The organism is Paenibacillus rhizovicinus, from assembly GCF_010365285.1.
GTDB lineage: Bacteria > Bacillota > Bacilli > Paenibacillales > Paenibacillaceae > Paenibacillus_Z > Paenibacillus_Z rhizovicinus.
This window is the reverse complement of record NZ_CP048288.1, coordinates 177,907-200,632: the sequence shown is the minus strand read 5'-3', so window position 1 is coordinate 200,632 and position 22,726 is coordinate 177,907. Positions and strand designations below refer to the sequence as shown.

Below are 22,726 nucleotides of genomic sequence, written 5' to 3'. Positions count from 1 at the left end.
TTTTTAATTTGTCAATAGCTTGAATATTCTTTCTTTCTATTCTAAAATGAAAGTTACCATTGTTTTAGTGTAACGCATTACACGGAGGGTGGTTTCGTGATGGTTGTCTTTAACAGTTTCACCGGAAAGGTGAGGCGGTTTGTCAATAAGCTCGGACTGCCGATAAGGGAAATCGAAGATGGATTAATCATCGACGAACCCTTTGTGGCAGTCACATATACATGTGGCTTTGGAGAAGCCCCGGAGGACATGCTGCGATTCCTTGATCGCAATCGCAGCATGCTGCGAGGCATTGCGGCTAGTGGGAGTCGGAACTGGCCGAAATTCGCACATGCAGCGGATGTCATTGCTGCCCGCTACCATGTGCCGGTTCTCCATCGATTTGAGCTTGCCGGTAGTCCAAGTGATGTAGAAAAATTTTTGGAGAGGGTGAGTGATCTTGAGTTACATCGAATCGAATAACATGATTCTGCAAAAGCACGAAGACGGCTTTTATCAACTGGAGCATGATCAAGATGCGATATGGAAGTTCCAGGCCGAAGTGAATTCGAAAATGAAGAAATTCAAAACGCCGGAGCAACGCTTCAAGTGGCTGGTCAGGCACAAATATTATTACAAGCAGCTGCTGAAGGAATACAGCATGGAGGATATCTTAGAGATCCACAACCTTGCTCGCTCTTTCAATTTCGGCTTCAAGAGCTTTATGGCGATCAGCAAGTTCTATCAGGACTATGCACTGATGACCAATAACAAGCAGCAATATCTTGAGACCTACGAGGATCATAACACGATCGTGGCGCTGTATTACGCAGCCGGCCGCATGGATCGTGCTCGCCGCTATATTGCGACGCTCATGAAGCAGCGTTACCAGCCGGCGACGCCTTCTTACATGAACGCTGGCCGTGCCCGCAGAGGCGAGCTGGTGTCTTGCTTCTTGCTGATCGCTGATGATTCGCTCAACAGTATCAACTACGTGCTCAACTGCTGCGGACAGCTTTCCAAGGTCGGCGGTGGAGTGTCCGTCAATCTCTCGAATCTCCGGGCCATGTCCGATCCGATCCAAGGCTACGAGGGCGCCGCAAAGGGCATCATGGTCGTCGCCAAGCTCATGGAGGATACTTTCTCCGCCTGGGATCAAATGGGGCAGCGTAACGGCAGCGGGGCGGGCTACGTGTCCATCTTCCACCTGGACGCTGACATGCTCTTGCATTCCAAGAAGCATAACGCCGATGAGAAGATTCGCCTGAAGAAACTTTCGACAGGACTTGTCGTGCCGCACATCTTCTTTGAGCTTGCTGAACGTGGCGAAGACTTCTATCAATTCAGCCCTTACGATATCAAGAAAGAGTACGGCATCCAAATGACCGACGTGGACTTCGACAAGATGTACTACGATTTGGTGGCCAATGAGAACATCCGGAAAAGCGAACCGAAGGACACGGTCGATTATCTGAACGAAATCGCCAAGCAGCAGGTCGAAACAGGCTACCCGTATCTCATGTATCAAACGAATGCGAATAAGTTCCACCCGCTTCGTAATCTCGGTAATGTCTCGTTCTCGAATCTCTGCACAGAGATCATGCAGCTGATCGAAGTGTCAGAGATCAATGACTGGGGCAAGAAGCATACGATCCGCAGAGACATTAACTGCGTCCTCGGCTCCTTGAATGCCTACAACGTCATGATTGACGAAGCGATCGAAGAGTCGGTTTACGACGGCATGGATATGTTGACCGACGTGGTACGCCTCTCGAACGTCAAGAACGCTCCTGGTGTAGCGAAAGCAAATCGTGAAATGCACAGCGTTGGTCTTGGACTTATGAACCTGCACGGCTATCTGGCCAGCCAGCTGATTGGTTATGAGAGCAACTATGCACTGGAATTCGTTACGGCCTTCTACAATGCCATGAACTATTACAGTTTGAAGCGCTCCATGGAGATCGCAATCGAACTTGGCGAGACATTCGAAGGGTTTGAGAAAAGTGACTACGCTGACGGCAGCTACTTCGATCATTACCTGACAACGGATTACCGCCCAACGACGGACCGTGTCAAAGCGCTGTTCGGATCGCAGCGACTGCCGGGACCAGAAGATTGGACATGGCTGAAGGGCGAAGTCATTAAGCACGGTATCTACCATAGCTACCGTCTTGCCGGGGCGCCGACCCAAAGTATTTCCTATATCCAAAACAGTACCCAAGGGTTTATGCCAATTACAGACCAGGTGGAGACACGGGCTTATGAAAAATCCAAAACATATTATCCAATGCCGCACCTGTCCAGGCAGAATCACTTCGCCTACAAGAGCGCATACAAGATGGACATGTTTAATCTGATCGATATTGTGGCCGCTGCACAGGTGCATGTGGACCAAGCGATCAGCTGCATCCTTTTCGTGGACTCTGATATTCCAACGAACGAGCTTGCAATGTATTACGTCTACGCTGCCAAGAAGGGGCTAAAGAGCCTGTACTACACACGGTCCCGTGAATTGGCTAAAGAGGAGTGTGAAGCTTGTGCCGTTTAACGATATTCAAATGATCGAACATGCCGTGAACTGGAACCGGAAGATCGATCATTTCACCGAGACGTTCTGGGAGCAAAACAACCGGCAGAATTGGATCGATACCGAGTTCGTCCCATCCGATGACATCAAGGTTTGGAAGAAGATGGACAAAGCGCTTCAAGAAGCTTACGCCTTTGCCCTGGCAGGTCTGACGTTCCTTGATACTATACAGGCGAATGTCGGCATGTCGCAGCTTGCCATCCACATCAAGGAGCTCAAACGAAAATCCGTCGCCGGATTCATGGCCATGATGGAGCACATGCATGCCAAGAGCTACAGTACGATTTTCACAACACTCATTACCGACGGCTCCTACATCGATTGGCTGCTGGAGGATTGGGTCAAGAACCACCCGCTTCTTCAGAAGAAAGCCCGGATTATCCAAAAGATCTATCTCCGCATCAAGACGGATGAAGATCTCTGGCTGGCCATGGTGGCATCGGTTTTCCTTGAAAGCTACTTGTTCTATTCCGGCTTCTTCCTGCCACTCTTTTTGGCCGGCGGCGGGATTGATGGCCAAGCGATGCTGACGAATTCGGCGGAGATTATTAACCTGATTTTGAGGGACGAAGCCGTCCACGGGAGCTTCATCGGATTGCTTGCGCAAGAATTGTTTGAAAGTTTCGATGAAGACGTACAGAGCCGCTTGAAGAAAACCATGTATGCGCTCCTTGAGGAGCTGCATGAGATTGAAATGGCTTATACCGAAGAGATCTATGGAGAGCTCGGCCTGGCGTATGAAGTTAAAGCGTATGTACGCTATAACGCAAACCGTGCCATGCAGAACCTTGGCTTCGACGACTATTTTCCGGAAGAACATATCAATGTCATTGTTATGAACGCAACGTCCAAGATCGCAGAGTTCATCACGCATGACTTCTTCAGCCAGAAGGGCGTATACAAGAAAGCCAACGTTCAGCCAATTACCAAAGCCGATTTCGATCGAGTCAACGAGCGCCTCAAGCTGCGCCGAATGTAGGAGGATATCTATGAGCGAATTAGTAGGAGCTTATCAAGACCGCACCGTGCTTAACGGACTGGACCTTACCTATGAGCAGGTTCGAGCCTTCCAGTTGGCTTTCAATCACCCGGCTATGGACAAGCCGACGATGCTGAGCGCCGATCGCACCGAGAAGCGGATGAGCTGGATCCAAGAAGAGGTCCAGGAGTTCAAGGAGTCCGATAATGTCGTTGATCAGGCTGACGCCATGATCGATGTCATCTACTTCGCAGTCGGCACCCTTGTTGAGATGGGCGTCCGACCGCAAGAGCTGATGGACATCGTGCAGCATGCCAACATGAGCAAGCTCTGGCCAGACGGCAAGCCGCATTACAAGGAAGACGGAAAAGTGAAAAAGCCAGACGGATGGGAAGATCCCTATCCGAAACTTCAAGCAGCCATCACTCGCCAGATGGGCTAAGGAGGAAATGCCAGTATGGAACTTGCACTCGCCTATTTTAAACGACATCACATGCCGCACCGAGGGACACCTTGGAAGCGGTATACATACTCAACAAATGGCACGCAATACACATTTACATCGACACCACGACCTGTGATAAAGAATCCCATTGAATTGGTGGCTGCCTATCTGCGCATGCAAGAAATCCGCAAACTGCCGCAGCTATTCGCATAGGAGGCGCCATGGATCTCGTAAATGCCTATAACGGTTTTGAGCCGGTCGTAATCATTGGAAGAGGCACGCTGACGGCCGATACACTTGAAGAAATGATTATGGGTATGGATACGTCAGGGAAAGTTATGCCGGCGAATGACTTTAGCGTCCAGGAATGGTCCTTTCCATACAATCCGTACTCCCAAGAATTTATTAGCCAATATCACCAGGCCGTGGTCAGGCCGAAGAAGAGAAAGAAGATTAAGAAGCGACGGAAGGTAGAGCTGGTGTCCGCTTACCTGGAACAGCTAGCCAAAGGCTATGAGAAAGAGCAGAAGCAATTACAAAAGAAGATCGATGATCACAATATGCGCCATTATAGAGAAATCGGATACTATATAACCTTCTGTAATTATAACTTTGCGCCAGAAGAGTTGACCCAACGCTTGGAGCAGGTAGTGTGTTATATGGCTTGCTTGGATACCTACCGTGATCCACGTAGCCGGTCGGAGCGGAGAAAAGACGAAGAGGATCCAAAGCCACCACGGATGCGTGACTTCTTTGAGAATCAGAGAGGGAAACGCAAATGGAGCTCGTAGAGGAGTATCTTGTTCAGCGCACATTTGATGAGCCGCAGTTCATCTTTGAAATATGCAGCTGTGCAGATCGTTTCGAGCCATCTGACTGGCAAGGGGAGTTCTGGCTGCAGAAAACGCCGAAGAATGGCAGCGTCACCGCCTATGTCAATGGCGTCATGCAAACTGATTATGAGGTTCTTGGTCACTGCATTCGATTTGCGTATCCGATTTCCGATCACGCCATAGTCGATATCCAATACAAGGCGTTTGTATGCAGGGAGGTGTCACCATGGAGTTAGCCAACCGCTATTTAGAAATCAATCCGCCTCGTCCTGGACATCCCTCAGAGGATCAGATCCAGCTAATCCGAGTGGCTTACAGCAAGGCGATGCTGGAGCTGCGCATGAAGACGAGGGTCGTTACGAGTGAATATATCGGCGAGGTGGAGGAGAAGGTAGAGGCCGTGATCCAAGAGATCGGATATGGCGGCTTCATCCACTTGGACTTCAAGTATGATCGATCCGGAAACATCGACATGGACGTGAAGTTCAGTGTAGACGAAGGAGGGCGAATGATCGCATGGAGTTAGTCGCTTCATACCTGAATCGATCCTATGACCGTTTGGCCAAGATCCTAAAGATCGCAAGCGATACAATCGAGATGGCCACAAGCCATTACAAACATAAGCCGAACACGAACCAGAATCGGCAACTCATGCAGGAGCAAATCAACTTTGCCCTGAAGAAATTGGAGCAGGATTATCTGCCAGCTAATCGATTCATCATGGTCGATATCCAAGAGTCAGCTCAGATCGGCACGATTGTTCTGTCCACATACTTCGCTGATCATCGAGGGAAACGGATCAGTGACGAGCAAATGATCGAAGAGATCTTGTCTATGGATTCGATGAAGAGGAAAGCAGAAAAGGCGAAGCAGCCTTACTTTAAAGGCTACCAGCCGAACTGGATGAAGGCACTCCGGGGGCCGGGGTGGTCGAAAAAAGAAGGGGGAGATATTCTTGGAGATTACGATCGACCAACTGTACGATTTTAAGTCGTGTGGGCTCAAGTTCAAGCTCACGCACGTTGACCGGGTACCCAACATGCAGATGTCAGAAAACGACGGGCTCAGGGAGGCGGTCCTGATGACGATCTCCTATTTTTACATGAAGCTCAAGGAAGACAAAATGCTTTCCATGGAGTCGATGAAGCAGAAATTTACCAGTCTCTGGTACGGAGGCAAGGTGCTGAACATCAAGTTCGACAGCAGCCAGTCGCAGCGGAAGCGGGAACTCGATGCATTTGGCATGCTGGCCAGCTTCCACCGGAAGCAGCGGTACGTGCCGGACGAAGTCGTGTCCGTCAACACAGAGTTCAGGATCCCTTTCGGACCAGACCTCTTCATCACCGGGAAGATTCCACTGATCCGGAATACGACACGAGGCATGGAGATCGTTAATTTCAAGACGTCTAACCACAAGCAAGACGAGTTCTGGAACCGCACCGACATGGCGCTTACACTGCAGGCGATCGGGTTCCACTCTATGTTCAATCGAGAAGCAGACAGCATGTGCCTGGAGTATCTGAAGCTCGGCACCAATGCCTATGTGGAGCGGCGTCGCAAAGACTATCAGCGCCTATACAAACAGGTCCGACTTTTTAAGGAGCACATGGAGAAGGGCTATTACTATCCACGAGAGTCGTATGCCTGCGATAAATGCCCAGCCAAAAACTATTGCATGGAGTGGTCGTAATGGAAGAGGTGAGCGGGTGGAGCTGGTAGCTGAGTATATTGAAATACGCAAAGGCGTATTTAAGGATTACGTGCGGTATGAGGATCGCCGGGCGATCGATGTGATGATACATGCGCATGCCGAATCCATCATCAAGACCTGCCGTGAGCGAGTTGAAAAAAAGTGGGAAAAGCGCCGCCACAATGGCGATTACGAGGAGTTCTGTAGCGAGGTCCGATACATGGCCAACAATGATGTCCACCTAATACGACTCAAGAAGGAATATGCCGGAGAAGACGGCAGCCAGCTTCAGCATTACGTCTCCAGGCTGCCGATACGGCCAATGGGCCGTGTCATGTACGAAGGGAATGACGCAGTAATTCTCAGAGTCTTCCTCAAGGGGGTATTGCCTCTTGTGCTGGGTGTTGCCGTCGGTTCCTTACTCATATACCTTATGAGGATGTAATGTGTTACAATAACCAAAGGGACAGGGTGAAAAACAAGGAGGGTCCAATGGATCAACTTTTCACTCAAGACGTAACCGTCGAGAACATTCTTCCCGCTTCAGCCGGGCAAGAACTGATCGACTGGGGCTTGAACGCAATCATGGCGCAGCAGGCTTGGAAGAAGACAAAAGGAGAAGGCGTCAAGGTCGCTATTCTGGATACCGGTGTGGACACGACGCATCCGGATCTGCAGGGCAATATCAAGGCGGCCATGGACTTTACCGGGTCGCCTTATGGCGTCGTAGACAAGAAAGGGCACGGCACCCACGTTGCCGGCATCATTGCGGGCGTTGATAACGGGATCGGCATGATCGGCGTGGCGCCGCATGCGGAGCTGTATATCGCCAAGGTGCTCGGAGACAACGGCAGCGGATCCTTTGAGGCGATCGTCAGGGGCATTGACTGGGCCATTGCTCAGGGCGTGGATTTGATCAACATGAGCCTGGGCAGCAGCGAGGAGCCGCCGGCGGCCATGCACGAGGCTGTCAAGCGGGCGCACGAAGCTGGAATCTTCCTGGTGGCTGCAACCGGCAATGAGAACCGCAGCGTTGGCTGGCCGGCCATGTACGACGAGGTAGTTGCCGTATCGGCGATGGACCTTACCTATGAGCGGGCCACCTTCTCCAATTATGGAATGAAGAATGAGGTTATGGCTCCGGGCGTGGAGATTTACAGCACGTATCCGACTGGCCAGTATGCTGAGCTGTCGGGGACCAGCATGGCAACACCGGTCATCGCCGGGGCAATTGCCTTATATCTTTCGCTGTTGAAGAAGCAGGGCATCGTGCGGCCGCCGGTTGAGCAGGTTCACCAGGCTGTGGTCAAAGCGGTTGTCGATTTAGGATCGAATGGGAAAGACGATCTTTACGGCGCTGGATTGATCAATCTTGTGAAATTGCTAGGAAAATAAAGATTTCACGAGCTAGAGGGAGAAATCCCTCTTTTTTTTCTGCCATAATGTGCTATAATGATTTTGTGTAATGCATTACACAGGGGGATGGTGATCGAATGAAACGGATGGTAAACATCGTTGAGGATCTCGGAAAAGGGATCATACAAGAAGGATTGGCACAGAAAGGAGATGCGAAAGATGTCGGTCGGAAAAAAGAAGAATTTCATGAAGGAAAGCCAGACCCACGAGATGGAGCAAAACAGTAAGCTTGTCAGCTTGAGCGAGCGGCAGGAGGGCGGAATCAAGACGATCGAGCTTACCCTCGAGCCGGACAAGTTCGACGAGCTTGGCAGTAAATGCCGCCTCTCGTATGAAGAATACTGCGACACGATCAACAAGCTGCTGGAAGAAGAGGAGAGCGACTGGCACGAGCTGCGCATGAAAGATATGGTCAACCTGACCCGTGACGCACTGATCGAAGCCACGATGCTTAAATTCGCCAAAGAAGAGTACCAGATCAATTCCGAGCAGTATGCTGCGAAAGACATGAATTACACCAAGCGCTATGCGCCGGGCGGCCAATTCATTGGCGAGGCTGTCGTGATCACCATGGCCCTGATTCCACAAATGAATATCACTGTGCGATAGGGGGATCGACATGGAGCCGTTAATGCTACCAATGATGATGTATGGCAAGTTCCGAGGCGTGAGAGTGAAGCGGGACGCCGAAGGCAATACCGTGAAGAAAATGCTCAAAGGCAAGGAGGCTTCCGTCAAGGAAAAAGTCTGGATCATTCATAAAGAAGAGAGTGGCGATGCGGGGGTATACCCGAGTGTCAATCATATCTACGTTCATACTGGCAAGGGCGGCCGCAGGCTCTCAAAGCCGGCTGAGGCGCTGAAAGAGAAGTGGGAGGCACTGGCCTCTATGTGGGCGCACGACACAGCCTGGCAGATGACTGAGAAGGAGAAGATCGTCGTCGAGATGATCGCTCACTTCCCTGACGAGAGCCGGGACCGGGACACGAATAACGTATTCAAGCTGCTGATGGACGCATTGAATAAAATCATCTACGATGACGACCACTTTGCGCTGCCGAGGGTCATGGACTTCAAAACGGTCGCTCCGGGCGAAAAGCCATTCTTCGAGCTTTACATTTACCGCAAGGCTGATGAGGACGAGATCCTGCAGCAGCGGCTATATGGCCAGGAGATGATGGTTGATGAGCGACGAGTTAATCAAAGCCTACCAGGCGTCGGGTAAATCCGATGACCTGGTAGCAGCTTATAAGTATTTCATACTGAAATATTACATGCTGTTTCGGAAGAAACATATTGATTTTGAAAACTATGACATCCGACAGTTCATGTCTTGCTATATTCGCAATCCGGAGCATGTGAAAAGCCTGCGGCGTGGGCCCAAGTATCAAAGTGCAGAAGCACGGGCCGCCGCCTACCGGATGCTTTCTTTGATCGTAAAAGTCTTTGAGGACTACGATTGGGCACGAATCCCGCTCGACTATAGGGACTCCGAGATAAAGGACTTCATACCGTATGACGACTTGTACAATGAGCTCGTCATGATCTTCCTTGGCTGCGCCAAAGATTATGTTGATCAAGGCGCAGGATTCCAGCGATACGTCTACAAAACTTTCCGGTACCGCCTCAAGCATCATATCGATGCCAAAATGTACGACGCCAGTGATTCCAGCTCTACATACTCTGACATGATGCAGGCTGGACAACGTGTACCGTTTGTTGATTCCCTTATGGATACAATTGAGAACCCGCTGCAGCTGGACCCCGATATTCAGGATGATTTGAACAATGAGAACTGGTTCAATGGCTATGGTAACGGGGATCTGTTCAAGGACCTGTCTTACATGCAGCGCCGGGTGCTCGTCAAATATTATGAATGTGGCTACAAGGACAAGGATATCGCACGGGATATCGGCTATAACCCGGTTTACATCGGAAAGGTGCGGCGGGATCTGGTGGAGCATTTCCGTGACATGAGAAAGCGAGGAGAAATAAAATGGCTAAGATGAATCGAGTTACACGTATTGGTGCGCTTGCCCGTAATGGCGAATTGTTCTTCACTCCCTGCAATGTAGATCAAGACGAGATCAAAATGCATGAATCCGGACTGGCGTTGCAGGTCAAAAACGTGCTCTATCCAGTGGCCATGTACCAGGCCATCGACCTGCACACGAACCAAACATTCGCAAACTTCAAGAAAGCCGCAAAAGAGCAAGATAATCTCATCGGAACTCCTTGATTCTCTTGATTTCTCTTGTTTTCACCAGTATAATAAATATGTAATGCATTACGTCAAGGGAATGATGGAATGGGCGTACTGGAGCCGATGATCAAGAGTTACTATCATGAGTCACAAAAAGACGGGAACCGGCCGATGAGAGGCAAGCTTCACCCAAGCACAATCGGCATGTGTGACCGGCGCATCGTTTTCGACATGATCATGGTGCCCAAAGAGGCCAATGATGCGCAGCTCATGCGGATCTTCGATAACGGCCACGGCATGCACCATCGTTACGAAAAGATGTTCGAGGATATGGGGATCTTGGTTCAAGCGGAAATGAGGATTGAGCTGGAGAATATCAGCGGCCACACGGATGCTTGGGTAAAAATACGCAGCTTCGCAAACCCTCACGGAGAGGATTACCTGGTCGAGCTGAAAAGTGCATTCAGCAAAAGCTTTGAGTGGATGGTCAAGAACAATTTACCAAAGAAGGAACACCGAGCACAGCTCACGTTCTACATGCACCTGACCGGGATCAAAAAAGGAATCATCTTCGTGGAAAACAAAGACACCCAAGAGGTCTGGGAATACGAGCTGGAGTACGATCCGGCGCTGGGTCAGCAACTCATGAACAAGGCTCATCGCTTGATAGAAATGGCGCAACAACGCAGGCTGCCGGCGATTGAAAAAGGATATACGCCGAGCAACTACAAGTGTGCGCAATGCCCTTACAATATCTACTGTCACGCCGGTGCAACGAGACAAGATGGAGCTGTGAGGTATCCAATCCCATTCAATATGGGAAGCGAAATCTACCAAGACGTGCTGCGAATTATCGCAGCCATCCAGCAGGGCGATCCGATTCCAGATGTACTTGAAGGTTCCACCAATGGTGACTTAGTTCGAGAAGTGACGAGAAAAAATGAGCTGGTTACTCAATACACACAAAGGTGGAATATGGAATGTTCGTAGACGTTGGATTTAATAATTTTGTAGAGGTCGAAAAAATCATCACGATCAGCCGCCCGGATTCTTCTCCGATCAAGCGCCTGATGAAAGAGGCGAAGGACTCCGGCCGCTTCATCGACCTTACGCAGGGAAAGAAAACCCGCTCCGTCATTGTCACGTCCAGCTTGAACCAAACTCTTTTGGTGGGTGCAGCTGTACAAGCTACGACGATCGTAACACGCATCAAGAAAATGAGAGATGAACATACGGCCCGGATTATTGCAGCACCTTTGATGGTGCCTGGACTTGAAGTAATCGGTGGAGGTTCGTCGGAAGAATAGGGGTTGGCTTTCATGTGTATACACGTTCATCTGCATGTGCATAGCGAACATTCTGCATTGGATGGCTTATCGCAAGTGCATGAACTGGTCGAACGAGCAAAAGAAATCGGAAGCCCTGCGCTGGCAATTACCGACCACGGTGTGTGTGGGGCCATTCCCGATTTTATATCTTCTTGCCTCAAACAAGGCATTAAACCGATCCCTGGTTGTGAAGCATACATGACCAAGGATCGTCTTCTTAAAGGGGAGTTTCTCAAAGAGAAGCGCACAGCACTCTTGGAGAAATATAATCTGAAGGACAAGCCCTTGAAGCAGTTCATTCGACATATCGAACGTAATCCGCAGGACTTCGAAACCGAAGCTCGCACGCTGCTGATGGATTGGATCATGAATGTCCAGGAGGACCTATTCACGATTCACCAGGGCAAGACGGCTGACGAGCAGAAGATCGCTGAGTTCCGTGAAGAAATCTATGATTATCTCTTGTATGACAACTATCATCTCGTCTTGATTGCCGTAAACAATCAAGGGCTGGAGGACCTGTATGAAATTGTTTCCGATGCTCATATCAATGGCTTTTATTCTGACCCTCGCACTGATCTTTCTTTCATTCGCAGCCATAATCTTGGGGCCAATATTATTGCTACTTCTGCTTGTTTGGGTAGTTGGCTTAGCCGTCTTGCTCTCGCAGGAAGGATGGATGAAGCTAAAGCGTTCATTCAGGAATGCAAAGAAACGTTTCACTCGTTCTACCTCGAAAAACAAGCAACAATGATCCCTGACCAGGTGCGGCTGAACGCCCTGCTGGATCAACTCGCTATTGAAACCAATACGCCGAAGATCCTCACGACTGATGTGCATTACGCACAAAAAGACGATTATGATATTCATGATATTCTTGTGGCTTCCTCGACCGGTAAATGCATCCACGATGAAGACCGGATGCGGTATGCGCATGAGTTCTGGATGAAGTCCGAAGAAGAGATCCGTGAGAATTGGAATGATGAAGAAGCGATCGCCAATACATACAAGATCGCTGAGCTCGTCAATGTCTCACTGCCTGACAAGCCGCTGCTGCCACGTTATCCGATCAATGGGGATGAGACAAGCGAGCAGCTTCTTGAGAAGATGGCCTGGAACGGCTTGTTCCAAAAGGCCATGAAGTACGCTGATGTTTCAGCTCAAATTGAACGATACTCCCAGCAGCTCAAATATGAGCTTGGGGTCATTAATAAACTCGGCTTTGCCGATTATCACCTAATCGTTGCCGACTTCATCCAGTGGGCGAAGAACAACGGATACCTCGTTGGACCAGGACGTGGCTCCGCCGCCGGTTCACTCGTCTGCTATTGCATTCAGATCACCACGCTGGATCCGATCAAGCACAATCTGATGTTCGAGCGTTTCCTCGATCCAGAACGGGCGGAATATCCGGACATCGACATTGACTTCTCTTATGCCGGCGCCCGTGCCGTGCAGATGTATCTTAAAGAAAAATATGGTATCGATCGTGTGGCGCAAATCGGTACGATCGGCACACTGGCAGCTCGCTCCGCTATTCGGAAAGTCGGTAAGACACTCGGCTTTGACTTGGATACACAAGATGGATTCGCCAAATCGATATCCGAACGTGCGCTGGTCACGTACAGCGATAAGCGGTCGATGCTCGAGCAGGCCTACAATGACGTCAATACGCCAATGGTTAAGGTTTATGCTGATCAGTACCCGGATTGGTGGAAGGCTGCCAGAAAACTCGAGGGGCACATCGATCATGTCGGAACACATGCCGGCGGCATCGTTCTGTCACCAGATAAGATTACGAAGCGTGTCCCATTGCGGCTTGATAAAGATGCACTTGAAACGACAATGTTCGATATGGAATGGATCGAAAAATTGCTGGTCAAATTCGATATCCTGAAAATTGATGCGCTCGATGTCATCAAGCTGACCATGGAATATGCCGGCATCTGGGGCGTAGTAGACATTGACGATATCGATCTCAATGATCCGAAGGTCTATCAAGATGTGTACCAGGCCCTGAACCTAGCTGGCATTTTCCAATGCGAAAGCGATCTGTATCAAGGGATTATCAAGGAGATGAGGCCATCCAGCTTTGATGACATCTCCGTCATCGTGGCGCTTGGCCGGCCAGGCCCTATGGACTTGATTCCGTCCTACATCAATCGCAAATTTGGCCGTGAACGCATTGTCTATCCAGTGCCGGAACTTGAAGAGATCCTGAAGGATACGTTCGGCATTTGGACGTACCAGGAGCAGATCATGAAGGCCTCGATTCGACTCGGAGGATTCACCCGTGGCCAGTCAAACATTCTGCGTAAAGGGATTTCAAAGAAGAAGCACGACATCATGAGCAAATGGATCGATCTTATGATCTACGGTAGCGAATGGTACAAGCAAGACCGTGCTAAGGTCGCAGAGATCGTTGCCAGTTATGCCAATAAAGACGACGTGCCATCCGAAATTATTATCAAGTACGATCCGGAATACATGAAGGTTCCGCACCTGGAAGGCGCCGTAAATCGTGGCTTCTCTGAGGAAGCGCTGCTGAAAATCAAAGCTGACTGGGTAAAGTTTGGCGACTACTGCTTTAACCTAGCGCACAGCGCCTGCTACGCCAAGCTATCGATTCAAACGGCGTGGCTGAAGACTTACTACCCTGTTGAGTTTATGGCCGCTCTAATGACCATTTCTGAGGGCAAGAAGAAGGAGAACATTCCTAAGAACGTCATCTACATGAAGGAATGCGAAGAGATGAAGATCAAGATCCTGCCGCCGGACATCAACCGCTCAAATGCCTCCTGGACACCGGAGCGTAAAGAGAACATTGATTTCGGTGACGACAGCATCGGTTACATCCGGTATGGTCTGGCCAGTATTGCCGGCATCAGCTCGGACACGGTGGAGGAGATCATTAGCAAGCGACCATATGAATCGGTTGAAGCGCTCGTGTTCCTCACAAACGGCGTGAAGGTCAACAAGACCAAGGTCGTTAACCTAATCAAGGTTGGCGCTTTCGATTCCATTAACAAGGGACGCAACCAGCTGCTGCGGACGTTCCTGCAGTCAAAGGGCGACAAGAAGTGGGAAGAAATCTCGGCGCAGACAAACAAGAAGCACATCCTCGATTACGAGCGGGAGCTCCTTGGCACATCAGTTACGATCAAGTCCAGATGGGATCAAATTCCGGAAGGTAAAACGGATGTCCATATGACCGGCGTTGTCTTCAAATACGACGTGCTGACCTCCAAAAAAGGGAACAAGTACGCTGAGATGTGGATTAACACAGCGGAGGATGTCCGCAAGGTTGTTGTGTTCTCAAAGATCATCAATAAGCATGGGGATGCGCTGCGGGAAAACATCAAAGTACAAGTGGTCGGCAAGAAACAGAAGGATGATTTGGTCTGCGACTCACTGACAATCATGACCAGGGACAACGAGAAGTGGGAGGTGGACATCGCCTAATGGAGATGATCGCCAACTATATTGATCTTGTGGCCAAGAACGCCATTGATAAACATGGCTTTACCCGTGCAACGATAACCATATCCGGCTTCGACATGGAGCTCGAGATGTGGGTGCGTGAACATAGCGACGATCGGAATAAGGGAGAAGCCTCTGTTGCTGCCGGTTTCACCAACGTCGAGCATGAAGATGAGTTTGTGCGACGCTGCCTGAATCAAAAGACACCTTTCGAGCTTTTCTTCAGAAAGGGCGGCTTCATATATCGATTTGAGAGCTGCGTGTTGAAACGCCTTATGCCATTGCAGCTGAGAATAAACATGGACAACGGGCCGCTTCCGTTTTCCTTACGTAAATTTTCGTTCAAAAAAATTGTCTTTAACTACAACACTCAAGATGGCAGAACCGGCCTTTCGATGAGACCCTGGAGGTAACATTCATGCAAAACGAGAACATGACCATTCGCCCAGCCCTTGCAGCCAACACCACTAGAATGGAGGAGCAGCTGCAGATCCATGTCTGGAAAGGTGGATGGGAGGGGGAGACCTCTGAGTACCTGTTCGCAGGCTTCCATAAGAAAGTAGAGGAAGTAAAGGACGGCCTTAATTACCTGAATGTGGCACCAGAGGACTCGGCAATCGATATGGTCATCGAAGATATCACGCATGCACAGAACTACCTGATGATGCTCGCCGACAATCTGATCCGCTCGAAGCGGGGGTGACGCACCATGGAGATGACGGAGAAGTACCTGGAAAGCACATTCGTCCGCTGCCGACTCTGGATCACGGACAAGAGCGATAACGTGCAGCAAATCAACGAGGAATTTTGTAAGCTCGTTAGCTTCAAGCGGGATCACAATTTCACTGGTACCAGGTTCAGAGCTATTGTCCGTGTCGAGGAGTGGGTCCACAAGCAAATGCACAGCGGCAAGACCGAGAATTGGAGCAAGCGATTGGCTGTCCTCCTCTTGGATAATGGACTTCAAAAGGAGCTACCATTCAGAATCCTTTCGATGACTTTTTTCTTGGACGGCGATGATATGCAGTACAGTTTCCTCGTCGATCCGCTTCCGGAGTAGCCATGGAGCTCGTTAAAGCATATTGCCGGCTTCATGGAGATCCAGTCGTCTGGCGGGTGCAGCGGCCCTATGGCCACTTGCCTGGTAAAATAACGAGCGTCGCTTTTGACCTTGAGATCCCAATCTCCGCTCGACTATTGTCCACGACATTCGGTGCCGGAGGCACGGAGCTGCAGGACGGATCCTATATGGCTGCATCCTATACGGGACAAGCAGAACTTGCGATCGCATTCCCCAATAACGAAGCCTGCAATCGGTTCTTTATGTACATGACCAGCACTCCTTGCGTAAATATCCACTTCGGCGATGAGCTTCTGCAGAAGGCATACCTTGTCAGCTATCAGGTTCGATTAAACGGGCCGGACGATCCGATGACCGTCGAGGGATCATTCATATTCGAGAGCATGAGACATCTCTCAAATAATGGATGAAAACAAGAGAAATACTGTGATATACTTTTCATAGTGTAATGCATTACACAAAAATAAAACAACGAGGTGAAGACATGTTAGCAATCACAGAAATGATGATTCCCGTTAACCCGTTCTCCAGACCAGGCATCAAGCTGAAGGCGAGAAAAGGACTGGTCATGCACTATACGGCTTCCAGAGGAGCCCCGGCCGTGAACATCGCCAAATACTTCGCAGGCTTGCAGTTCCAACACGAGAATGACAGCGATGATGACACCTATGCGAGTGCTCAATACAGCGTCGATCGGAAGTCTATCTATCGTGTCATTCCAGACTACGAGATGGCCTATCACTGCGGCTCGAAAACGTACACGGCCGAAGCGCTGAATCATCTGGGAAGCTATCCGAACAACAGTACGATCGGGATCGAGATGTGCATCGAAAAAGACGGCAGTATCCACGAGGAAACCTTCCAAAATGCTGCAGATCTGGCTGCTTACTTGATCACGACTTATGCGTTTCCGGAAAGCGAGATCTGGACACACAAAGGCGTTGTCGGCTGGAAAGACTGTCCGCTGCCATGGGTGCAGAAACCGAGTGAATACGAACGGTTCAAGAAAGAAGTCAATGCCCGTCTACATCCGGTAATTGCGCCGAGTGAATACCGCATCGATGTGAAATACAACGGAACGGCGCTGGCAGAGAAAGGTATCTCCCGAGGAACTGATTCGTACACACCGCTTCGTGCGATCGCTGAGCGCAGCCGGACTTCCGTAAACTGGGATCCGAAACTGAACAAAGGAATCTTGAACAGCAAGGTGATGGACAGCTCATTCGTTATCAATGGCGTAGGCTATGCCAAATCCACCGAGGTGGCTGCAGCTCTTGGATTGAACGTCAAATGGGGCGGCAAAGATTCCGCTGTCGGTTTCGATGAAATCGTCCACGAGTGCAATGTCGTCATTGGGGGCAAGACCGTCAAGGGGTTCATCCGGCAAGCCAATAGCAATTCGTATGTGGCCGTCCGTGATGCCGGCGATGCTGCAGGGGCAACGGTCGGTTGGGATCAAGAAACACTCTTGTCCAGCTTGAATGGCACTGCACTTCAAACGACCTTCGTCTACCAGGAAGTCGGGTACGCCCATACGAGAGAGGTTGCAGCAATTCTTGGCCTGAACATCAAATGGGATGGAGCCACAAACACGGTAAAGCTGACGAAGGAGTAAGGCTCAATGGCAATCAGCACAGGCGATGCAATGATTATCGTTCCACCAGGTGGAAAGAAGACCGGCCGGAAAGGGAAGTAGGGGTTCATTGAGGTGAATCTTCATGGACCAAAACAAGTTCAAGAAATACCAGGTCGAGCAACTCGTGGTCATTATTGACCCGCTTTCACCATGCGAGAACCGCCTTGGCATTATCAAGCAAGCCGACAATGCCAAGATGCGGTACATCGTTGAGTTCGATGACGGATACAAGGATGGCTTCTGGTATCACCAGATTAAAGCATACCGCACCAAAGAGGAGCTGGAGGCTTTGATCGATTTGTCTCTGGCCTTGGGCCAACCTGCCAAGTGGCTATTTCATGACTGGCTATTCGAATTGAAATGCCGATTTGGCAACGACGAGAAAGACAACGAGGTGTAGCGGGGGATGAAGAAATTCAACTGGATGTACCTAGCCAAGCGTTTCCGGATCCTGGCGATCATGGGCGCCTTCTATGTTCTGGCCGAGGTTTTGAAGTGGCCAACATTCGCATTTATGTTGGTGATCTTCTTTTTGTTCTCGGATCTATCGGATATGGAAGATGAGATTGAATCAATCAAAGGGGACAAGGATCAATGGAAAGACTTCTTAATCAATCGAAAGCGTTTCTGAGCGTGCTGCAGTCGCAAATGACGGACGAGGACAAGGCGAAGTCACGGAGTATGGCAGAGGAGATGTTCGAGGAGATCAGCAAAATCGTCAACAAGAACAATGCCAACTGGATGACGACGACCAATGCCAGTATTGCCGTCATGCTTACCGTGCTGGAGCTTGCAATGGAGCAAGTCGAGGAACGTAGAAAACAGGAGGATGAAGACAAATGAAGATGACCATCATTGCCCTGGAGGGCCTCGATAAATCCGGCAAGCACACGCAAACGGAGCTGCTGGTCGAACGCTTGAGAGCTGAAGGATACAAAGTCGAGCAAAGCGAGTTCCACCGGTACGATACGCCGACCGGACAATTGATCCAACGCTGGCTCTACACAAGATCCGGCAATATGCCCGAGGGCATGGAACCTTACGACGTGGATCAGAAAACGATTGAGCTAATTATGGCGGCCGACAAACAGGCGCAGCAGAAATGGTTCGAAGAGCTCGACGCCGCAGGAACCGATGTGTTGATTCTGGACCGCTACGTTGGCAGCCAGTACGCATATGGTTTGCCGGCTAACAAAGCAGCTGATCAGAATCTCAAATACGGCGAGATTCACTCCTGGCTTCAAAGCCTGCTGCGGTTTGTCCGGACTCCGGATCTAACGATCCTGATCGATCTGCCGCCGAAGGAAAGCATCAATCGCAAAGGGAAACACGGTGGAAACGATCGGTATGAATCCGATTTTAATCTGCTGACCGACGTGCGCAGCATGTACTACGACCATATCAACACCCTTGTTCGTGGATCCTCAGCCATGGTGATGGGACAGCTGCCGGCTGAAGAGATTCACAAAGACATTTACAAGGAAGCAAAGCGGGTATTGCCTCCAGTTTAATGGGGGCTATACATAGCAGGGGAGGAGACAGCTATGCGGAAAATCGTAGGAGTAGACCTGGACACCACGTTGAATAACCTGGAACAGGTGTGGCTCGCCAAATATAATGAGAAGTACAATGACAGTCTAACAGTGGCCGACATGGCCAACTGGGACGTCACGACCTACGTGAAGCCGGAATGCGGCAAGGACATGTACAAGTTCTTGTGGGAGCCTGGATTGTTCAGAGACCTGGGCATCAAACCGAGCGCAGCTTCCATCATGGCGTGGCTGAACGACCACTACGAAGTGTTCATCGTTACGTCAGCGCATCCGAACGTCGTGGCCGACAAGTGGGCGTGGGTGGAGAAACATCTACCGTTCATCGACAGCTACCACTTCGTCCCGCTCCATCCCAAGGATCTCTTCCGGATGGATTACTTGATCGACGACGGACCGCACAACATTGAAGGATTCAGGGGAAAAGGAATCCTGATGGACATGCCGTATAACCAGTACCTGAAGAACAGGCACATCCGCTGCCGCAACTGGCTGGACGTCTTTCAATATTTCAAAGCCGAACTCAACCGTGACGGCCGAGAAGCATATGGTTTTGTGGCCGCCTCCGAATAGGGGCGGTTTTTCATTTATCCGACACCGATCACATCAGCCAGCTTGAACCAGGAACTATTCATCCGGATCTGCTGCAGCTGCGGATCAAACTTTTCAACGACGCCTTCAATGGATACATCCTCAAATGGGTCGAACAGAATCAGCTTCACCGGTTCACGATTAAACCTCGATGTTCCGATCGCCTGCGTAATAATCTCCCATTCCTGGTCATCGAGAAGGGGCTTTGCCCGGCGGCGGCTTTCGAGCTGATGCTTAGCGAGTGCAGCGCCGAACTCCGGAACAATGAACTTGGACGACCACACACCATTGCCATCTAATTTGCTCATAACAATCACCTCACGGCCATTATACGAGAACATATGTTTGCAATGCAAGTTTAATCTAATTTGAACATTGTCTAAAGTCTTCAACGTATAAATGTTCACCCGTTATTACCTGCAGTTCTGTAACGTCTCTAAGTTCAGTATCAAAGAAGTCTCAGGACCTATATGGACAAGGGTGGTGGAGATGGTTTATACTGGATTCACGTTGAAGATTTTAGACAGTGAATAATTAAGATTTAGGAGGGTGATAGATTGCATGGCGGAAAAACAGAAGAGAGAAAGTAGAGGGTTCATGCTCAAGCAGCGGGCCTTCCTGAAACTGTATCTCATTACATTGATGGAAAAGAAAAAAGCATATGGACTACAGATCCTGGACACGCTGACCGAAACGTTCAAGCCTTTCGGATACCAGCCCACCCACTCGGCCATGTATGAGGCCTTGTATGATCTTGTAGAAGACGGCATTTTACATAGGCAAGAAATCGTACCGCCGCATGACCGGTTCAAAAAACTGGTGTACTATCAGTTCACCGACGATGGCGCCGATCGGGCAGAAATCTATAAGAAGCAGCTGAAAGAGGAAATCGATCGCTGCCAGGGATTACTGCAGCAAGCACTGAAGGATAATTTTGGATAAGAAAAAGAGCGGCGACCCAATAGAGAAGGGTGCCGCTCTTTCTATACAACAATACAAAGCCCTGAAGGGCAGTTACAGTTTGTTGGCGATCATGAATGCGACCTCACGGATGTTCTCCACACGGTCACGTTCTTCCTTTACTACCTGCAGCGCCTGTTCGACGAGCTTCTTAACCTCCGGATCTGAAGTGGCACGATCAATCCGGAAGAGGGCGGTTTCGATTCGAGACATGCTTACCTTTTCTAGTTCCTTCATTTCGTATGCTCCCATTCTGCGGTAATTCCTTGACTCTCGAGATCCGCAATTTTATCGTCACGCAATTTTTCGCTGCCATGGAACGATTCATCCTGATGGCCAGCTGCATTAATCCAGTATACTCTGAACATCGCATCACCTCCAGCATGGAATGCAAAACATATTTCGTACCGTAATATGTTATACGTTATATTTTTTATTTCTTGATAGATTGATATTTTCGATAGGCCAGAGCTGTCGCTTTTTGCAAAGCCGGCACTCCATGTTTCACCAATTGCCTTCCGGCCTCTGCTGCAGCCACACGCCCAAGCGTGACAAGGATTTTGCCCGCAGGATGCATCATTACAACCCCCAAACTATTCTCAAAACATACCAAAACTATTTGTAAAATTAACACGAATCGTTTACTATTAAGACAAAGAAAAAGGAACCTTCTCACTTTGGCCGGTGGTTTAGGTTCCCTTTGGGGGTATTGCTATGCGATTTGATGCTTTTAGTATAGTCGATACCCCTACTATTTGTAAAGTAGGAGGGAAAAGAGTTGCATGAAAATTTCAAAGGATTCAGCATTCCAAGTGGCTTTACGCAGACTCCCAACGAGTTCTACGATCTGATCATGCGGAACGAGCTGAGCCTCATAGAGATCAGGCTGCTATCATTTATGATGCGTTTCACGTTCGGATGGCGAAAGGATGGCTATTGCCTCCAATTTAGCCTCAACGATCTCGTGAAGTACCTGGGCTTCGATAAGAAGCAAGCATCAAATGCCATCAAGCAGTGTACGGAGAAGGGCTACATAGAGCAAAACAACCTTCACGGCCATAATTTCTATCGCCTCGTGATGGATGAGACTACTCAAGTCGAGTGGACATACGATTTTGATTGGAAAAAAGTCGTCAACTGGGGTGAAATTGACAACCCCAGTAGTAAAAAGGACAACAGGGGTAGTAAAAAAGACAACCCCGGTGGTCAAATTGACAACCCCGGTGGTGGAAAAGACAACCCTGGTGGTATAAACGACAACACGGGTAGTGAAAAAGCCACCAATGACGGGGTAAAATTGACAACAGAAGGTAGTCAAAATCACCCCGACGAGGTTGGCAAAAGCACTACACCTGAGAGCCCTTCAGCCCAGGCGGGACAAGGCTCCGACGATGCCCTAAATAAATCTATAAATATATTAGATTTTAAAGATAGTAGAAATAGATCTTTTGAAGAAGAAGATGAAGAGTCCATCTACTCTCAAATGGGTAAGGATTGTTTCATAGAAGAAGTCTCAAGCAAAATCAGACTTCCTCAAGCGTTCACCGACAAAGTGCTGAAAGAGATCGAGTGGGACAAGTACACCCCGGTTGCAGTGCAGCGGGCAGCGGTCAAATTCCGGCAGGGGTTCAAAACCGGAAAGATCGACAAGAACCCATTCGTCTGGTTCAAATCGACGCTCGATAATGAAGAGGTCCTTTACACAAATGAGTTCTACAATATGAGGTGATCCACGAATGGACGAGCGTGACAAGGAGCTCCGACGCAAACGGGATCTAGCAGAGGCCATCGGGGCCAGAAGGCAAGCAGCGGATATGCTCCTTCAGGCCTCGCAGCTGATCTCCAGAGCACACCGCAAATTAAGCTACAACAAGAGCGATGACATTCAATTGCGGCTGACGATGATAAAAATGGAACTGGACGAGAAGATCGAAATCCTTCAGGATCCAGAAAGCGATCCAAATTGAA

General features: G+C 49.5%; 34 protein-coding genes and 1 pseudogene. 31 read left to right on the top strand and 4 right to left on the bottom strand.

The window, feature by feature from the left end; genetic code table 11:
• The first annotated feature begins 99 nt into the window (after nt 1-99).
• From nrdI to GZH47_RS33565, 28 genes and pseudogenes are all read left to right on the top strand, one after another.
• Nucleotides 100-462, top strand: coding sequence for a class Ib ribonucleoside-diphosphate reductase assembly flavoprotein NrdI (gene nrdI / locus GZH47_RS33700; protein ID WP_225446656.1), 363 nt, complete (start codon nt 100-102; stop codon nt 460-462).
• A complete protein-coding gene (gene nrdE, locus GZH47_RS33695; protein WP_162645981.1) occupies nt 440-2,527 on the top strand; it encodes a class 1b ribonucleoside-diphosphate reductase subunit alpha in 2,088 nt (695 codons plus the stop codon). The genes nrdI and nrdE overlap by 23 nt, the downstream gene beginning before the upstream one ends.
• Nucleotides 2,528-2,537: 10 nt before the next feature.
• Nucleotides 2,538-3,545: a class 1b ribonucleoside-diphosphate reductase subunit beta gene (gene nrdF / locus GZH47_RS33690; protein WP_162646004.1), complete on the top strand. Its 1,008-nt coding sequence runs from the start codon at nt 2,538-2,540 to the stop codon at nt 3,543-3,545.
• 10 nt (nt 3,546-3,555) lie between these two features.
• Complete coding sequence (locus GZH47_RS33685) at nt 3,556-3,987, top strand: pyrophosphohydrolase domain-containing protein (RefSeq protein WP_162645980.1); 432 nt, start codon at nt 3,556-3,558, stop codon at nt 3,985-3,987.
• A gap of 224 nt (nt 3,988-4,211) precedes the next feature.
• Entirely contained in the window at nt 4,212-4,781 is a 570-nt protein-coding gene (locus GZH47_RS33680) for a hypothetical protein (protein ID WP_162645979.1), read from the top strand.
• A complete protein-coding gene (locus GZH47_RS33675; protein WP_162645978.1) occupies nt 4,769-5,059 on the top strand; it encodes a hypothetical protein in 291 nt (96 codons plus the stop codon). The genes GZH47_RS33680 and GZH47_RS33675 overlap by 13 nt, the downstream gene beginning before the upstream one ends.
• Nucleotides 5,050-5,349, top strand: coding sequence for a hypothetical protein (locus GZH47_RS33670; RefSeq protein WP_162645977.1), 300 nt, complete (start codon nt 5,050-5,052; stop codon nt 5,347-5,349). The genes GZH47_RS33675 and GZH47_RS33670 overlap by 10 nt, the downstream gene beginning before the upstream one ends.
• Nucleotides 5,340-5,813, top strand: coding sequence for a hypothetical protein (locus GZH47_RS33665; protein ID WP_162645976.1), 474 nt, complete (start codon nt 5,340-5,342; stop codon nt 5,811-5,813). The genes GZH47_RS33670 and GZH47_RS33665 overlap by 10 nt, the downstream gene beginning before the upstream one ends.
• Complete coding sequence (locus GZH47_RS33660; RefSeq protein WP_162645975.1) at nt 5,779-6,513, top strand: PD-(D/E)XK nuclease family protein; 735 nt, start codon at nt 5,779-5,781, stop codon at nt 6,511-6,513. The genes GZH47_RS33665 and GZH47_RS33660 overlap by 35 nt, the downstream gene beginning before the upstream one ends.
• A gap of 16 nt (nt 6,514-6,529) precedes the next feature.
• The gene (locus GZH47_RS33655) at nt 6,530-6,958 is read left to right on the top strand and encodes a hypothetical protein (RefSeq protein ID WP_162645974.1); all 429 of its coding nucleotides are present in this window, start codon (nt 6,530-6,532) and stop codon (nt 6,956-6,958) included.
• A gap of 47 nt (nt 6,959-7,005) precedes the next feature.
• Entirely contained in the window at nt 7,006-7,908 is a 903-nt protein-coding gene (locus GZH47_RS33650; protein WP_162645973.1) for a S8 family peptidase, read from the top strand.
• Between the two features lie 180 nt (nt 7,909-8,088).
• Nucleotides 8,089-8,538, top strand: coding sequence for a hypothetical protein (locus GZH47_RS33645; RefSeq protein WP_162645972.1), 450 nt, complete (start codon nt 8,089-8,091; stop codon nt 8,536-8,538).
• A gap of 10 nt (nt 8,539-8,548) precedes the next feature.
• A complete protein-coding gene (locus GZH47_RS33640) occupies nt 8,549-9,154 on the top strand; it encodes a RusA family crossover junction endodeoxyribonuclease (protein ID WP_162645971.1) in 606 nt (201 codons plus the stop codon).
• Nucleotides 9,114-9,938, top strand: coding sequence for a hypothetical protein (locus tag GZH47_RS33635; RefSeq protein ID WP_162645970.1), 825 nt, complete (start codon nt 9,114-9,116; stop codon nt 9,936-9,938). Before GZH47_RS33640 ends, GZH47_RS33635 begins: the two co-directional genes overlap by 41 nt.
• A complete protein-coding gene (locus tag GZH47_RS33630) occupies nt 9,926-10,168 on the top strand; it encodes a hypothetical protein (protein WP_162645969.1) in 243 nt (80 codons plus the stop codon). Before GZH47_RS33635 ends, GZH47_RS33630 begins: the two co-directional genes overlap by 13 nt.
• 69 nt (nt 10,169-10,237) lie before the next feature.
• Entirely contained in the window at nt 10,238-11,122 is an 885-nt protein-coding gene (locus GZH47_RS33625; protein ID WP_162645968.1) for a PD-(D/E)XK nuclease family protein, read from the top strand.
• Nucleotides 11,113-11,340: pseudogene (locus tag GZH47_RS33620) on the top strand (extracellular matrix/biofilm biosynthesis regulator RemA family protein); the annotation flags it as partial. The gene GZH47_RS33625 and the pseudogene GZH47_RS33620, both read left to right, overlap by 10 nt.
• Before the next feature lie 111 nt (nt 11,341-11,451).
• Nucleotides 11,452-14,922 carry a DNA polymerase III subunit alpha gene (locus GZH47_RS33615; RefSeq protein WP_162645966.1) on the top strand — a complete coding sequence of 1,157 codons (3,471 nt, stop codon included), beginning with the start codon at nt 11,452-11,454 and terminating at the stop codon, nt 14,920-14,922.
• A complete protein-coding gene (locus GZH47_RS33610; protein WP_162645965.1) occupies nt 14,922-15,353 on the top strand; it encodes a hypothetical protein in 432 nt (143 codons plus the stop codon). The genes GZH47_RS33615 and GZH47_RS33610 overlap by 1 nt, the downstream gene beginning before the upstream one ends.
• 5 nt (nt 15,354-15,358) lie before the next feature.
• Entirely contained in the window at nt 15,359-15,643 is a 285-nt protein-coding gene (locus tag GZH47_RS33605) for a hypothetical protein (RefSeq protein WP_162645964.1), read from the top strand.
• 6 nt (nt 15,644-15,649) lie between these two features.
• The gene (locus GZH47_RS33600; RefSeq protein ID WP_162645963.1) at nt 15,650-16,000 is read left to right on the top strand and encodes a hypothetical protein; all 351 of its coding nucleotides are present in this window, start codon (nt 15,650-15,652) and stop codon (nt 15,998-16,000) included.
• 2 nt (nt 16,001-16,002) lie between these two features.
• Nucleotides 16,003-16,431, top strand: coding sequence for a hypothetical protein (locus tag GZH47_RS33595; RefSeq protein ID WP_162645962.1), 429 nt, complete (start codon nt 16,003-16,005; stop codon nt 16,429-16,431).
• 74 nt (nt 16,432-16,505) lie between these two features.
• Nucleotides 16,506-17,636 (top strand): N-acetylmuramoyl-L-alanine amidase, encoded by a 1,131-nt coding sequence (locus GZH47_RS33590; RefSeq protein ID WP_162645961.1) that lies wholly within the window; start codon nt 16,506-16,508, stop codon nt 17,634-17,636.
• 103 nt (nt 17,637-17,739) lie between these two features.
• Nucleotides 17,740-18,057 carry an MBT domain-containing protein gene (locus tag GZH47_RS33585; RefSeq protein ID WP_162645960.1) on the top strand — a complete coding sequence of 106 codons (318 nt, stop codon included), beginning with the start codon at nt 17,740-17,742 and terminating at the stop codon, nt 18,055-18,057.
• Nucleotides 18,058-18,063: 6 nt separating this feature from the next.
• Nucleotides 18,064-18,288 carry a hypothetical protein gene (locus tag GZH47_RS33580; protein WP_162645959.1) on the top strand — a complete coding sequence of 75 codons (225 nt, stop codon included), beginning with the start codon at nt 18,064-18,066 and terminating at the stop codon, nt 18,286-18,288.
• Nucleotides 18,252-18,500, top strand: coding sequence for a hypothetical protein (locus GZH47_RS33575; protein ID WP_162645958.1), 249 nt, complete (start codon nt 18,252-18,254; stop codon nt 18,498-18,500). Before GZH47_RS33580 ends, GZH47_RS33575 begins: the two co-directional genes overlap by 37 nt.
• The gene (locus GZH47_RS33570) at nt 18,497-19,168 is read left to right on the top strand and encodes a dTMP kinase (RefSeq protein ID WP_225446653.1); all 672 of its coding nucleotides are present in this window, start codon (nt 18,497-18,499) and stop codon (nt 19,166-19,168) included. The genes GZH47_RS33575 and GZH47_RS33570 overlap by 4 nt, the downstream gene beginning before the upstream one ends.
• 33 nt (nt 19,169-19,201) lie before the next feature.
• A complete protein-coding gene (locus GZH47_RS33565) occupies nt 19,202-19,780 on the top strand; it encodes a 5' nucleotidase, NT5C type (RefSeq protein WP_162645957.1) in 579 nt (192 codons plus the stop codon).
• Nucleotides 19,781-19,794: 14 nt separating this feature from the next.
• Here GZH47_RS33565 and GZH47_RS33560 read toward each other — a convergent pair whose 3' ends face one another.
• Nucleotides 19,795-20,106, bottom strand: coding sequence for a YolD-like family protein (locus GZH47_RS33560; protein WP_162645956.1), 312 nt, complete (start codon nt 20,104-20,106; stop codon nt 19,795-19,797).
• 253 nt (nt 20,107-20,359) lie between these two features.
• Between GZH47_RS33560 and GZH47_RS33555 the strand changes: the two genes are divergently transcribed.
• Nucleotides 20,360-20,740: a helix-turn-helix transcriptional regulator gene (locus GZH47_RS33555; RefSeq protein WP_162645955.1), complete on the top strand. Its 381-nt coding sequence runs from the start codon at nt 20,360-20,362 to the stop codon at nt 20,738-20,740.
• 72 nt (nt 20,741-20,812) lie between these two features.
• Here GZH47_RS33555 and GZH47_RS33550 read toward each other — a convergent pair whose 3' ends face one another.
• The 3 genes from GZH47_RS33550 to GZH47_RS33545 all read right to left on the bottom strand — a co-directional run bounded on the left by GZH47_RS33550 (nt 20,813) and on the right by GZH47_RS33545 (nt 21,338).
• On the bottom strand, nt 20,813-20,995 hold the full coding sequence (locus GZH47_RS33550; RefSeq protein ID WP_162645954.1) for a hypothetical protein: 183 nt from the start codon (nt 20,993-20,995) through the stop codon (nt 20,813-20,815).
• Complete coding sequence (locus GZH47_RS34475; RefSeq protein ID WP_263866936.1) at nt 20,992-21,126, bottom strand: hypothetical protein; 135 nt, start codon at nt 21,124-21,126, stop codon at nt 20,992-20,994. Before GZH47_RS34475 ends, GZH47_RS33550 begins: the two co-directional genes overlap by 4 nt.
• Before the next feature lie 65 nt (nt 21,127-21,191).
• On the bottom strand, nt 21,192-21,338 hold the full coding sequence (locus tag GZH47_RS33545) for a hypothetical protein (protein WP_162645953.1): 147 nt from the start codon (nt 21,336-21,338) through the stop codon (nt 21,192-21,194).
• Nucleotides 21,339-21,536: 198 nt separating this feature from the next.
• On the opposite strand from GZH47_RS33545, the gene GZH47_RS33540 reads away from it, so the two are divergent.
• Nucleotides 21,537-22,487, top strand: a complete 951-nt coding sequence (locus tag GZH47_RS33540) for a helix-turn-helix domain-containing protein (protein ID WP_162645952.1) — start codon at nt 21,537-21,539, stop codon at nt 22,485-22,487.
• Between the two features lie 7 nt (nt 22,488-22,494).
• Entirely contained in the window at nt 22,495-22,725 is a 231-nt protein-coding gene (locus GZH47_RS33535) for a hypothetical protein (RefSeq protein ID WP_162645951.1), read from the top strand.
• Nucleotide 22,726: the final 1 nt, after the last annotated feature.